We start from the raw sequence: 13,049 nt of genomic DNA, 5'->3' as shown, positions 1-13,049 counted from the left end.
GTTGGCCTTCGCGTACTTCAGGGATGCCTGTGCCTGTTCCACCTGAGCACGGGCGGAGCCGAGCTTGGCCTCGGCGACGTCCACGGCGCTTTGGGCGCTGTCGAGGTCGCTCTCGGCGATGTACTGGAGGGCGTACAATTTTTTCTGCCGCTCAAGGGTGCGCTTCGCGTCCGCAAGCGTGGCCTGGACCTCCCGGACCGCCGCTCGTGCGGCCCCAAGGGCCGCTTCCTTCTGGGCCACCTCGGCCTGAACGAGCACGGGGTCGATGATGGCGATGACATCACCCTTCTTGACGCGGGAGTTGTAGTCCGCCAGGATTTTCTGAATGGTGCCGGACACCTGGGTTCCCACGGTGACAGTGTTCACCGCCTCAACGGTTCCCGTGGCGGAGACGGTGGTCGTCACGTCGCCGCGGGCGAGGGACACGGTGATGAAACGGAGTTCCTCCGGGTGTTCCCGGAAGAAGCCGAGATACACGCCTCCTCCGACGAGGCAGAGAAGGAACAGGAACAGAAGTTTTTTCATGGTCGCAACCTCCCGGATGTGCCTGAATTCGTTTTCGCAGGGAACGGATGTGTCACGTCGGACGGGTCCGCCCGGCTCTTTTCCTGTCGGCTATTGGAGAAGGGCTGTGCTCGCGCTTCCGATGGCTGCGACGACGGGATCCCCGATGACCTTGAGCAGGGCCGCTTCGGCGGAGAGACGGTCGCACCGGGCCTGAACGAGAGACTTTCGGGCGTCGCTGTAGCTTGCTGCGGCATCGCTCACTTCAAGCGAACTTCCCACCCCGACCTGGTAGCGTCCCTCCGCGAGATCGAGATTCTCCTTCGCCTGGCGCACCACCACTGTCGCCGTTTCCAGCTTCTCCTCCGCCTCGCCGATGGCGAGCCATGCCTTGCGCACCTCCAGAAGCACGGTCTGGCGCAGGCGTTCCTCCTCGGCGCGCACCGCGTCGAGCTTCGCCTCCGCGACGGTGATGTTCGCTGCGGTGAGTCCCCCGTCGGCGAGGGGGACGCTCAGGGCGAGCCCCGCTTCCCATTCGCTGTCGCTGGTGCCGCCGGAGCTCCAGGAATAGCCCCCGTAGGCGGAAAGGGACGGAACCAGCCCCTTGCGGCGGAGCCGCAGCGTCTCCTCCGCCTCGGCGACGCGGAATGCCTTGGCGCGGAGATCCGGGTGCGCTGCAAGGGCCTTTTGCACAGCCTCTTCGAGGGAGAGCGTTTGTGCATCGGGCAGCGGGGGTTCCTCGACGGCATACTCCGGCGCTGCACCGTCGCTGCGGAGTCCCATGGCGTTTTCCAGCGCCGCCGCGGCCCGTGCCGCGTCGGCCCGTGCCGTGGCAAGGTCGAGCCTGGATCGGCTCAGGTCCACTTCGGCGGCGGTGACGTCCGATTTGGGAGAGGCTCCGGCGGCGAGGAGAGCCTTTGCCTTGTCCAGATGTTTTTCGTGGAGGGCCACCATTTCCAGGGCCACCTGCAGTTCCTGCCTGGCCCGGACGAGTTCGTAGTAGGCGGTGCGCACCTCGTAGGCCAGCGTGTTCCGAAGGCTCTCCAGGTCTGAGGCTGCCGCATCCTCGCTCCGCTGGGCCGCTCGGACGGCGGCGGCGGTTTTCCCTCCGTCGGAGAGGAGCTGCTGCACTTTCAGGGAGGCACTCTGGCTGTCCTCCCGTTCCCGAGAGGTGTGGGAACCGCTCGCCGAAAGGGACGGTCTTGCTTCCGCCCGTTCCTGTTCCACCGATCCGGCGGCGCTTCGCAATGCCGCCGCGCCTCCGGCAAGGTCCGGGTGGGCCGCGAAGGCAAGCTCCAGTGCCTGTTGCAGGGTGAGCACCTCCGTCCGTTCCGTCGGAACGGCGTCGGTCCGGGCAGGGAAGAGGAGCGGCACCGGCAGGAACACCGACAGGAACAGGAAGAACAGAAACGGCAGCGGAAGGGAACGGTTTTTCATGAACTCTCGCCTCCTGAGGAAGAAACCTGGACGTGTGTCCCGCCCTGCTCGTACCCTGTTCCCGTCAAGGGAAACGGTACACGAGACGGGCCGAACGCTTCTCTGTTCGGGTTCGGGGCCGGAGTGCGCATTCGCTCCGCGGGGTGTGGAGAAAACGCATTTTTTCCTCCGGACGGGAGCATTCTAGCGCGCCGAGGGTAAACGTGCCTTTTTTCTCTGTGAAGATTTGTGAGGAGATGTAAAGATCCCTTGGCACAACCGAACAGTTCTTGACTGTGCAAGGAGGACGAGTCGGGATAGAGTGGGGGGAAAGACGGACTCCGGTCGAAAAAAGGCCGGAATGTCGGGAGGCGGAAAAAATGGAACGCATTCTCGTGGTGGACGACGATCAGGAATTGTGTTCCCTGCTGGCGGAATATCTGGAGACCGAGGGATTCGCCGTGGAAGCCCTTTTCGACGGACGCAGGGTACGGGAGAAACTTCTCGCCGGACGTTTCGTCCTGGTGGTGCTCGACGTGATGCTGCCTGGCAGGAACGGCTTCGACGTACTGCGGGAGCTCCGTTCCGAGTCGGACGTTCCGGTGCTCATGCTCACCGCCCGAGGCGACGACGTGGATCGCATCGTCGGGCTCGAAATGGGCGCCGACGACTACCTGCCGAAACCCTTCAACCCCCGGGAGCTGGTGGCCCGCATCCGGGCGATTCTTCGCCGCCGCCGCGGCGAGAGCGGAAGGAGCGCACCGGGACTTCTCGCCGTGGGCGACCTGGAACTCGACCAGGGAGGCCGGTCGGTGCGTCTTGCGGGAACGCCGCTCGACCTGACCACCGTGGAATTCTCCCTGCTGGAGGAACTGCTCCGCGCCGCAGGACAGCCCCTTCCCCGGGAAAAACTCGTGCTCTCGGTGCTGAAACGTCCCTATTCCCCCTTCGACCGCAGCATCGACGTGCATGTGAGCAACCTCCGGAAAAAGCTCGGCCGCTATGGCGACGGCTCGGAACGGATCAAGACGCTTCGCGGCGAGGGCTACCTCTACGCGCTGCCCCCCGAGGGGGGTTCCCAGTGAGCGGCAGAAGCCTCTTCCTCAAGATCTTCCTCTGGTTTCTCGGGGTGCTCCTTCTCATGGCGACGGTGAGCGTCGTCCTCACCCAGGTCATGATCTCCCAGGGCATTCTCCTCTCGGGGCGGGAGAGCATTCTCACCAACGCCGTGCGGAGCCACGGTGCGACCTGTCTGGAGATCTACGAGGAGCGGGGGACCGATGCCCTCGCGGAGGCGACGGCGAAGGTTCGCAGCGACACGGCCCTGGGTCTGCACTTCTTTCGCGAGGACGGAACCCCTCTCGTTCCCTTTCCGGGAGACGAGCGGATTCGGGAGAGCGCTTTCGCCGCCCTGGAGAGAGGGGAGACCTTCGTGAATCGTCAGGGGCTGTCCCTGGTCTTCCAGCGGATCGTCTCCTCCCGTGGCAACCCCTACGTTCTGGTAGGTCTTCTGCCGAAACGTCCCCTGTTACCGCTCTTCGGGCCGAACCGCCGGGTTCTTCCGGTCTACCTGGCGGGGCTCGTCTGCACCGCCGGGCTGTTCTGTTTCTGGCTCGCCCGGCATATTGCCCGCCCCGTGGGGCGCCTCAACGAGGTGACGCGGGCCATGGCCAGAGGGGAGTTCGCCGTCCGGGTGGAGAAAGAACTGAAGAGCCGCGGGGACGAGATCGGCCAGCTCGGACGGAGCTTCGACGACATGGCGCGTCACGTGGAGGCTCTTCTGGAGGCGCAGCAGCGCCTTCTCCGGGATATCTCCCACGAGCTTCGCTCACCCCTGGCGCGGCTCAATGTGGCCCTCGCCCTCGCCAGGCAGCGGGCGGGCGAGGAAGCGCAGGGAGCACTCGCCCGCATCGAGAAGGAGGCGGAGACCCTGAACGAACTCATCGGCCGGCTTCTCTCCCTGGCCCGGGTGGAGGCGGATCTGGGGAAGGTTCACACCGTCCCGGAGGATCTCGCTGCCCTGGTGCGCGAGGTGGCGGCGGACGCGGACTTCGAGGCCCGCGCCTGCGGCTGCACGGTGCGCTTCGAGGCGGTCGGTGCGCTTCCGCCGCTGTTGCTCAACGCGGATCTGGTGCGGAGCGCCGTGGAGAACGTGGTGCGCAATGCCCTGCGCCATACCGCGCCGGAAACGGAGGTCGAGGTAGCGGTTTTGCCTCTTGTGGAAAACGGTGGGAGATGGGGACTGGTGCGTATCCGCGACCACGGTCCGGGCGTGCCGGAGGAGGAGCTGGAGAACCTCTTCCGCCCCTTCTATCGCCTCGACGCCTCCCGGGGGAGGGAGAGCGGCGGCGTCGGGCTCGGGCTCGCCATCGCCCGGAGGGCGGTGCAGCTCCACGGAGGACGCATCGAGGCGATGAACGTCCCAAGGGGAGGGCTCTGCGTGGAGCTGCGTTTTCCCGAGGGATCCGAGGGTTTGGACGGGACCTCCTCCGGGCAGACTGCATGACGAATGGCGGATTTCCTTCGGGAGGCCGGATCAGCTCGACGTCCCCGAAAGGGCTGAAAGCGTGCTTGCCAGCCACTCCGCCTGCTGATTGAACTGGGAGAGAATGGTCTCCATCTGGGAGAACCGGTCGTTGAGGCCTCTTTCCTTGATGGAAAGCTGCTCCTCGAAGGCGGCAATCCGCTCGTCGATGGTGGTGATCTGTGTGTTGAGAGAGTTGATCCGGCTCGCGATGCGTCCCTTGATGGTCACGGTTGATCCCACCGAAACTTGGGACGAATCCACCATGTTGCTGCAGAAATCATCCAGTTTGGTCATCAATGTCGTAACCAGGTCGCCCACGTAGGCGGAGGTGTCCTGCACATGGTGCGTTGCATCGTAGGGGTTCGCGATGTCGATCCCCAGGGCGAGCAGGACGCCGTCGGGATCCGTGAAACTGAGGTTCTCTCCCGTGGCGGTGCTGGAGAGGGAGAGCGTGTTGTCCACAATGGAACTGCGGAGCTTCAGGGCGTTTCCCGCGCTGTCCCGGGCCGCGGCGATCTTGGCGTTCACGTCCGCCAGGGTATCCGTGGCCTTCACGGAGATGGTGGCGGTTCTTCCACCCACGGAGATGGAAAACGTTCCTCCGGTGAAGTCCGTCTTCAGTTCGTTGAGAGGCGTCTTTGAATCCGCGAGGGCATCGCTCATCCACTGGTCGAGGAAGGAAAGCGAGCCCGGTGTCGCGGCCTGCATGAAAACCGACGCGTCGAACTCCAGCGTCCCGCTCTTGCCGTAGTCGGTGCTTTCCGTGGTGATGCCGATCTGGGAGAGCTGTTTCAGGGGTCCCAGAATGTTCTGAGGGTCGGAGAGAAGACGGCGAAGCTGGTCCTTGATTTGCCAAAGCAGGGAATCGCCGTGAAGAAGGCCGAATTTCTTGTCGAAGTCCGTCTCCGCGTCCTCGTCGGACTCCTCGGAAAGACGGATGTTGATCCAGTCCATGGCGTCGTTGTAGGCGTCCACGAAATTCTGGATCGCCGTCACGGCCTGCTCCATGTCGGAGGTGATGTCCAGCAGCACCTTGCCGGGACCCTGCAGTTTGAGCGTGACGCCTCCGATGAGGTCGTCGATCTCGTTGCTGCTCCGGGTGACCCGGACGCCGTCCACAATGAGGATCGCGTCCTGGGCGGCGATGTGGTGTTCGTCGTCGTCGACATTGAGCCCCAGGGAGGTGAGAATGTCGTCCCCCGTTCCCGCTTCGAGGGAAAAGGTGTTGGTGTTCCAGGTGTATTCGGCGTCGAAGGTGATGGTGTACTCCGAATCCGCCTCGGGATGGGCACCGCCGGAGAGCCAGGTGATGGTCCCCGTGCCCTGGTCGTAGGTGTAGTCAGTGCCCTCCGTGTAGGTGGTCGTGCCGGAGGCGATCTGGGTGATGACAGGATATGTTCCTCCCTCGCCGGGAAGGGGAAGATAGTCCGAACCGCCGGTACCGTCCGTCCAGGATCCCCGGGTTACCGTTGCGTCGCTTCCTGTGCTGCTGCCGAGACCACTGAAGGCACTGGTGATCACGAGGCGGTTGTCGATGAGCTTGCTCGTGATGTTCAGAGAATTACCGTGATCGTCCACGGCCTGGGAGAGTTTGAGGTTGATGTCCCGAAGGCTGTCGGAGCTTGCTACCTCGATTGCCACCCGCTGCGAACCCGACCGGACAAAAAAGGTTCCGGAGAGCCCCAGTGCCGTGGAAGAACTGGACAGGCTGTTTCCGATACGTTGTTCCGTGATGGCCTTTTGGAGTACCTCGATATCCCACTGGTCGATGTAGGCCTCTGTGGTCGCCGTAGCGGTGAGAATGGCATTTCCTGCGAGACCGGAGGAGAGCGAAGTGACCTCCGCTGCCTTTGTCTTGAAGGTGGAGGCAAGCTTAAGCGTTGTCAAGGTGGATTGCATGCTTTTCATAACGGCGGAAAACTCTTCGTAGAGTCCGACCTTGAGTTCCAGCGTGTCCTGTTCCGCCTCCCATGTTTCGATGGGTGCACGGGCCGCTTCCATGATCGTGTCGATCATGTCACCCCATTCGATACCGCTGGTCACGCCGGTGAATTGAAACATCGGAGTTGAATAATCTGCCATGGTCCTTCCTCCTCAGGAAAACGAAAAACTCCGCCTCTTTCCCCGAAGGGCGCGGGAAAAAAGAGGCGGGACGGGCCTTCGCGAAGACAGCCGGGCCGCGGAGGCCCGTCGGAAAACGCAGCGGAAGACGCACCGTTCCGGAAGGACAATCCGGGAAAGCCTTCCGGCATTGCAGGGTGTGACGCGTTTCGGGTCGTTACTTCACTCAGGAGGCGAGTTCCTCGTCGAGTTCTTCCGACAGAGCCGCGAAGAGGGCGCTCAAAGTCTGGAAGGCGCTCTCGTCCTCCGTGCCGCCGTTCATGACGACTTTGCCGTTCTCCACGCCGTAGGTGCCGCCCTGAGGTCTTCCCTGGGGCGGTTTGGGGCGCATGGAGGAGAGGTCCCCCGTCTCGCTTGCCTTGAGCAGATCCGACGCGAAGGCAGAGAGCATCTCTCCCTCGGTGCCGCCCAGTTCATCCGCCATGGCCTGCATCTTCTCCGCCATTTCCTTGGCGACGGTCTGGAAGCGCTCCGGGTCCTCCTCCTGGAGTTTTCTGAGTTTGGCCAGAAGTTCTCCGGGGCCCGAAACGGTCAGCTCGTCTCCGCTCTCTTCGAAGGACGGCTGCGAAGACTGTGCATTCTGTAACGCCAGGCGAAGCATTTCGCTGATGCACGACGTGTCGCTGTTGCCCGTGACGCCGCTCACATACATGAACATTCCCCCCATGGTGTGACGATTCTGTGGTGCCGTACCTCTGGAAACAGCCGTTGACGAGAAAACGCCCTTGTTCCGGAAGCGACGTTCCGCTTACCTTCGTTCTCGGGAACAGGGGAGAACGACCTCGTCAAGAAAAACAACGTCGGCGTAAAGAATTGCAAAGATGTGCGAAGGCGCAGAATCCCTTTCTTCCCGTTGCTACAATGGCATCGGACGGAAAACGAGAACGTGTGTCTTTCGGAGGCGAACGCCGCATGGACCGGGCGGACCGAAAGACATCCAGGGAGGAAGGACTATGAAGCGCATTCTCGTCGTGGACGACGACATGGAACTCTGCGAGCTGCTCGAGGCCTATTTCGAGCGGGAGGGATTCGCCTTCCGGCATGTGCACGACGGCATCGCGGGCATTCGGGAGGCTCTTTCGGGGAAGTACGACGTGATGGTTCTGGATGTGATGCTTCCCGGATGCGACGGGTTCGAGGTGCTTCGGGAGGTCCGGAACAGGACGGATCTCCCCGTGCTGCTCCTCACGGCGAGGACGGATCACGTGGATCGCATCGTGGGATTCGAGCTGGGGGCGGATGATTACATCCCCAAACCCTTTCACACCCGGGAGCTCGCGGCGCGGATCCGGGCCGTTCTGCGCCGGACGGAGCGGCGGAACGAGGACGTGCCGGGGGCGCTTCGCGGGCGCGAGGAGGAACTGTTCGTCGTGGGAGATCTCGAATGTCGTCCCGGCGCGCGCTCCGTGAAGGTCGGCGGTGTCCCCGTGGCGCTTACGGGCACGGAATTCCGCCTTCTGGAGACCCTTCTCGTCTCTGCGGGCAGGCTGGTCTCCCTGGAGCGCCTCTCCCGGGACGTGCTCGGAAGGCGCCATTCTCCCTTCGACCGCAGCCTCGGCGTACACATGAGCCGTCTCCGGAAAAAACTCGGTCCCTACAGTGACGGAACAGAGCGGATCCACACCGTGCGGAGCGAAGGATACGTGTACGCTTTCCCCGGGGAGGACGGTTGTTCCGGAAAGGTGGATGCGTCGTGAGAGGCTTTCCTCTTTTCTGGAAGCTCTATCTGGGTGTGCTGGCGGTGGTGTTTTTCCCCGTGGTGGTCTTCGAGATGTCCTCCCTGCTGTACCGCCCGGCAGAGCGCGTGGGCATTCCTCCCCACATCGAGCGGCACATGGAATGGGTGGCCCTCTCGGTCGCGCGGACCGCGGCGCACCTGCTCCGGAGCGGAGACCGGGCGGCCCTGTCGTCCTATCTGGACGAGGCGGAGGAGGCGAACAGCGCGGATTTCCATCTCCCCGAGGAGGATGGGTTCTTTCCGCCCCTGCCGGAGCAGGTGCGGCTCCAGCTTGAGGCGGCCTCCTCCCCGGGAGTGCGGCACCTGGACCGGGGCTCTTTTTTCGTGACCGTTCCCTTTGGGGACAGGGGATCCGACGAGGGGAGAAAACATCTCGTTGCGGTGTTCCATCCCTTCGGAAAACCGCCCCGCTTTCCCGGCCCGTCCCGGATGCTTCTGCTCTCCATGGCTGCGGGAGCGCTCCTCTGTTTCGTCTTCGTCCGGCACATCACCGTTCCCATCCGGGAACTCGAGCGCACCACCCACCGCCTCGCCGAAGGAGATTTCGCCGCACGGGCTCCGGAGATCGTTCTGGAGGGGGGCGGTGAAATCGCGCGTCTCGGATCGGCCTTCAACGGCATGGCGGAACACATCGATGCCCTTCTTACGTCCCAGCGCCGTCTTCTGGGGGATATCTCCCACGAGCTTCGCTCGCCGCTTCAGCGCCTCGACGTGGCGCTCACCCTCGCCAGGAACGGCGCGGCCCCCGAGGTAAACCTGTTCCTCGACCGGGTCGAGCTGGAGGCGGCGCGCATGAACGAAATGATCGGCCATCTCCTGGCCCTGTTCCGGGCGGAGGAGATGAACGGCGACGAACCGAATGCTCCCGTGGACCTTTCTCTTCTGGTGGAACGCGTCGCCGGAGACGCCTCCTTCGAGGCGGAAAACGAGGGAAAGCACGTTCTTGTGGGAGAGCTGCCCGTCGATCCGGTCATCTCCGGAGACGAGGCGCTTCTGGCGAGCGCCCTGGAGAATGTGGTGCGCAACGCCCTACGCCACACCGCGCCGGGGACCGCCGTGGAGGTCGATCTCAAAGAGACGGGATCCCGCATCGTTCTGTCCGTCCGGGATCACGGCCCGGGTGTGGAGGAACAGGAGCTGCAGCGTATCTTCCAACCCTTCTACCGGAGCGATGCCGCCCGGGACCGGCGGAGCGGCGGCGTGGGCCTCGGCCTCGCCATCGCCAAGCGCGCCGTGGAGCGGCACGGAGGTTCGATCCGGGCCTCCCTCGCTTCCGGTGGCGGTTTGCTCGTGGAAATCGTCTTTCCGAAGGCGACGCGGCGCGACGCGGAACGTCGCGTCTGAGGCACTTCGGGCCGTTTTTCGGCATCCGTTCCGGGGCAGGCGAGCCGCCCGGTGTACCCGATGCGGGATGGGCCGCGTGTTCCACCGAGGACTGCCGGATTGTTTTCGAAGCGGGTCGTGCGCAAGCACGCCCCGCTTCGTTTTGCCCGCCGGTGCCTTTTGCTTGTCCTCTTCGGCGCCCAGTCTTTGTTTCTTGTCCCTTGTCTCTGTCCCGGTCCCTGTCTGTCCATGGAGACGACCACACGGTCTCCATGGGCATGGGCATCGCCATCGAGACCCTGTTCCTTTCTCAGGTGCGGCAACACGGCTTCCATGAATAGAGGCATCGTCATCGAGACCCTGTTCTCTTCCCTCAGATACGGCAACAGGAAGATCACCTTTCCTCATGCGACGACATGCTCCGGCGGCATGCTCCGGTGTCGGGCTCCTGCGGTTCTCGCTCCGCTTCGGCGGTGCGCAGAGATCGTGTTCCCTTCTTCCTTTGGATAAACCAAAAGCGCCATGCATCGCCGCTTGACAATCGATTTAGTGAAAAATACCATCGACAGCACATTCTTTCGCGGAATGGCGGAGCAATCCTCTCTTCATGCTTCCTTTGTCGCCGGCCGCCCTCGGCGGTGCGGCGCGGAGAGCGGCGGTGTTTTCCGCTTTTTCCGGGTGGTGCCGCCGGAATGGTTGAAGCGAGGATGATTCTGCTGCACCGGAGTTCCGCAAGGAGCGAATCCGACCACGTCGAGGAGGGAGTTTGATGAGGAAAAGCGTTTTCGAAGTGCTGCGCCGAGAGGGGTTGACCCATCTCAAGATTGCCTATGACTGGAGGAAGGACCACTTTTCGCTCTTTTCCGCCCGGGAATGGGACAGAGACACGCCCTTTCGGGAGTACAACCGCTCCTTCACGCTCCTCACGCTCTGTCCCACCGAGGGGGTATACCGGAATTCCGGGGAGACCCGGGCGCTCTTCGCAAAGCACGGCCTGGAGGAACACCTCCGGCAGATCATGGAACTCATGCGCAAGGGACGGCACATTCTTCTCGACTGCTACTACCACGAGGAGATGGACATCCGCTTCGTCAACCACATTCACAGCGACAAACGCGGCGTGAACAATCTCCATTCCAGCCTGTTCATGGGAGGAATCCGGCGCCACGAGCCCGGAGAGGACGAGATCGACGTCTTCATCGACGGCATGAACCTCGGACGGGGAATGACGTTCAAGAACGTCGCCGCCCGTCTTCCCATGGGGGGATGCAAGGTGACGGTGCAGATGGAGCCCGTGGATCTGGAGAATCTGGATCAGGTTGGGTTCCTCGCCTATGCCAACGACCGGACGCGAAACACCACCGGGCCGGACATGCGCTTTCCTCCGGAGCTCGCGGACGTGATGAAGGCGCATTTCTCCCTCCACATCACCGGCGGGCCGAAGGGGCCGCTGGGGCCCACAGGCACGCCCACGGCGCACGGTGCCCACATGGCGGTGAAGCAGGGAGCCCGTTTCCTCTGGGGCTCCGAGAGCCTGAAGGACAAGACCGTCGCCGTGCAGGGACTCGGTGCCGTGGGATTTCCTCTGGCGGAGGATTTTCTCGCCGACGGCGCCAGACTCGTCGTCTGCGACCGGGACCCGGAGGCGGTGCGGAAACTCGTCGCCGCGTCTCCCGAGGGGGCCGTCCGGGTGGTGGAGCCCGAGGCCATCCTGGGGGTCGAGGCGGACATCTTCGCCCCCGCCGCGGTGGGAGGGATCCTTGGCGAGCACACCATTCCGGAGTTGAAGTTCCGAATGATCATGGGTCCCGCAAACAACGTCCTCAAGGCGTCCAGCCAGGAAGAGGAATACGCCCTGGCGGCCCGGATCGCGGAGCGGGGCATTCTCTATCAGGTGGAGTGGGTGCACAACATCGCGGGAGTGATGGCGGGATACGAGGAATATGTCCACCAGGAGAGGTCGAGCCGGGAGCGGCTCATGGAGAACGTGGGAAAGCTCTGCACGGAACAGACCTGGGAGAACCTGAACGGCGCACGCCGCGAGGGCGTCACTCCCACGGAGCACGCCTACCGCTCGGTGGAGCGCGAGGTCTACGGCGAGTGAGAGCGAGAGGCCGCATTCCCGAGGCGGCGTGCGGCGGCATGGAGCGATTTCCGGAGAGGGTAAAGGAGAGATGAGCATGGCAGAGCGGGAACGGTTTTCCTCGAAACTCGGATTTTTTCTTTCCGCCATTGGGTTCGCCATCGGCATCGGCAGCCTGTGGCGCTTTCCCTATCTCGTGGGGAAGTACGGCGGCGGCGTTTTTCTTCTCTTCTACGTGGCGGTGATCTTTCTCCTCGCCATTCCGCTCTTCATTCTGGAACTGAGCCTGGGAAGCGCCTCCCAGAGAAACCCCGTCGGCGCCTACCGCATTCTGGGCAAGGGGAAGGGATGGACGCTGAACGGGTACATGAACGTCTTCGCCATGCAGCTTTTGCTGGGATACACCATGCCCGTTGCGGGATGGGTCACGGCGTACATCTTCAAGACCGGCGCGGGCACCTTCCGGAACATGGCCCCCGCCGAGATCGGCGAGTACTTCGGCGCCTTCATCGGCAACACGCCGGAGGTAATCGCCTGGATGGCCGTCACGGTGGTCCTCGTGGTCCTCATCATCACCAGGGGATTGAACAAGGGGCTCGAACGGGCGAATGCCTTCTGCATGCCCGCCCTCTTCGTCCTGCTGCTCCTGCTGATCCTCCGCTCCGTCACGCTTTCCGGAGCCGGAGCGGGGCTGGCCTACTACCTGAAACCGGATTTCGCCAATTTCACCGCCCAGGCGTTTTACGACTGCATCGGCCAGGCCTTCTTCGCCATCGGCGTCGCCATGGCGGCGGGAATCGTCTTCGGAAGCTACCTCCGGCAGGAGGAAAAAAGCCTGGTCCGGCAGGGGATCCACATCGGTGCGGCGCTCACGCTGGCGGGATTTCTCGCGGGCCTGGTCATCTTCCCCGCGGTCTTCTCCTTCGGCCTTGAGCCCGCGGGCGGGCCCGGGCTGACCTTCGTCACCATGCCGAACGTCTTCAACAAGATGCCCTACGGCACGCTCTTCGGCGTTCTCTTCTACGTGCTCTTCTATCTGGCGGCGCTCTCCTCCTGGCTCGGAGGCGCAGAGGCGGTGGTGGCGGCCTACATGGAGGAGTTCGGCATGTCCCGGCGGAAAGCGGTGTACCTGGTGGGGGCGGTCATGTTCGCCATCGGTTCCGTGGCGGCCTGGTCCATGCCCTTCTTCGAGGCGGCGGACACGCTCCTGAACAATCTGCTCATTCTCGGGGGACTCCTCCTCTCCCTTTTCGTGGGGTGGTCCTGGGGGCTTCCCCGCTTTTTCGCCGAGGCGAACGTCCTCTCCCCGGGGCTGCGCACCTACATCACCATCCTGG

At 63.4% G+C, this 13,049-nt stretch carries 10 protein-coding genes; 6 read left to right on the top strand and 4 right to left on the bottom strand.

Going from position 1 to position 13,049, the window contains the following annotated elements; genetic code table 11:
• Both Q1K49_RS11450 and Q1K49_RS11445 read right to left on the bottom strand, forming a co-directional pair.
• A partial coding sequence (locus Q1K49_RS11450) for a biotin/lipoyl-binding protein (protein WP_300526101.1) occupies window positions 1-525 on the bottom strand: 525 nt, incomplete at its 3' end.
• Window positions 526-615: 90 nt separating this feature from the next.
• The gene (locus Q1K49_RS11445) at window positions 616-1,941 is read right to left on the bottom strand and encodes a TolC family protein (RefSeq protein ID WP_300526100.1); all 1,326 of its coding nucleotides are present in this window, start codon (window positions 1,939-1,941) and stop codon (window positions 616-618) included.
• A gap of 359 nt (window positions 1,942-2,300) precedes the next feature.
• Between Q1K49_RS11445 and Q1K49_RS11440 the strand changes: the two genes are divergently transcribed.
• Together Q1K49_RS11440 and Q1K49_RS11435 are read left to right on the top strand one after the other, a co-directional pair.
• Complete coding sequence (locus tag Q1K49_RS11440) at window positions 2,301-3,005, top strand: response regulator transcription factor (RefSeq protein WP_300526098.1); 705 nt, start codon at window positions 2,301-2,303, stop codon at window positions 3,003-3,005.
• Window positions 3,002-4,426, top strand: coding sequence for an ATP-binding protein (locus tag Q1K49_RS11435; RefSeq protein WP_300526096.1), 1,425 nt, complete (start codon window positions 3,002-3,004; stop codon window positions 4,424-4,426). Before Q1K49_RS11440 ends, Q1K49_RS11435 begins: the two co-directional genes overlap by 4 nt.
• Window positions 4,427-4,456: 30 nt before the next feature.
• On the opposite strand, the gene fliD is transcribed toward Q1K49_RS11435, so the two are convergent.
• Together fliD and Q1K49_RS11425 are read right to left on the bottom strand one after the other, a co-directional pair.
• Window positions 4,457-6,529: a flagellar filament capping protein FliD gene (gene fliD / locus Q1K49_RS11430; RefSeq protein ID WP_300526095.1), complete on the bottom strand. Its 2,073-nt coding sequence runs from the start codon at window positions 6,527-6,529 to the stop codon at window positions 4,457-4,459.
• Window positions 6,530-6,734: 205 nt separating this feature from the next.
• Window positions 6,735-7,226 (bottom strand): hypothetical protein, encoded by a 492-nt coding sequence (locus Q1K49_RS11425; RefSeq protein WP_300526093.1) that lies wholly within the window; start codon window positions 7,224-7,226, stop codon window positions 6,735-6,737.
• 295 nt (window positions 7,227-7,521) lie between these two features.
• On the opposite strand from Q1K49_RS11425, the gene Q1K49_RS11420 reads away from it, so the two are divergent.
• From Q1K49_RS11420 to Q1K49_RS11405, 4 genes are all read left to right on the top strand, one after another.
• Window positions 7,522-8,265 (top strand): response regulator transcription factor, encoded by a 744-nt coding sequence (locus Q1K49_RS11420; RefSeq protein WP_300526092.1) that lies wholly within the window; start codon window positions 7,522-7,524, stop codon window positions 8,263-8,265.
• A complete protein-coding gene (locus Q1K49_RS11415; RefSeq protein WP_300526090.1) occupies window positions 8,262-9,650 on the top strand; it encodes an ATP-binding protein in 1,389 nt (462 codons plus the stop codon). The genes Q1K49_RS11420 and Q1K49_RS11415 overlap by 4 nt, the downstream gene beginning before the upstream one ends.
• 748 nt (window positions 9,651-10,398) lie before the next feature.
• Window positions 10,399-11,733: a Glu/Leu/Phe/Val dehydrogenase family protein gene (locus Q1K49_RS11410; RefSeq protein ID WP_300526088.1), complete on the top strand. Its 1,335-nt coding sequence runs from the start codon at window positions 10,399-10,401 to the stop codon at window positions 11,731-11,733.
• Window positions 11,734-11,809: 76 nt separating this feature from the next.
• Window positions 11,810-13,049 (top strand): sodium-dependent transporter (locus Q1K49_RS11405; RefSeq protein WP_300526086.1); only part of this gene is annotated, 1,240 nt, incomplete at its 3' end.

Source organism: Aminiphilus sp. (genome assembly GCF_029975095.1).
Classification (GTDB): Bacteria; Synergistota; Synergistia; order Synergistales; family Aminiphilaceae; genus Aminiphilus.
This window is presented reverse-complemented; position numbering and strand designations above follow the sequence as displayed.

Excerpts from the sequence above, each read along its gene's own strand:
- Q1K49_RS11445 (WP_300526100.1), bottom strand. The coding sequence starts at position 1,941 with ATGAAAAACCGTTCCCTTCCGCTGCCGTTTCTGTTCTTCCTGTTCCTG.
- Q1K49_RS11440 (WP_300526098.1), top strand. The coding sequence starts at position 2,301 with ATGGAACGCATTCTCGTGGTGGACGACGATCAGGAATTGTGTTCCCTG.
- fliD (WP_300526095.1), bottom strand. The coding sequence starts at position 6,529 with ATGGCAGATTATTCAACTCCGATGTTTCAATTCACCGGCGTGACCAGC.
- Q1K49_RS11425 (WP_300526093.1), bottom strand. The coding sequence starts at position 7,226 with ATGTTCATGTATGTGAGCGGCGTCACGGGCAACAGCGACACGTCGTGC.
- Q1K49_RS11420 (WP_300526092.1), top strand. The coding sequence starts at position 7,522 with ATGAAGCGCATTCTCGTCGTGGACGACGACATGGAACTCTGCGAGCTG.
- Q1K49_RS11410 (WP_300526088.1), top strand. The coding sequence starts at position 10,399 with ATGAGGAAAAGCGTTTTCGAAGTGCTGCGCCGAGAGGGGTTGACCCAT.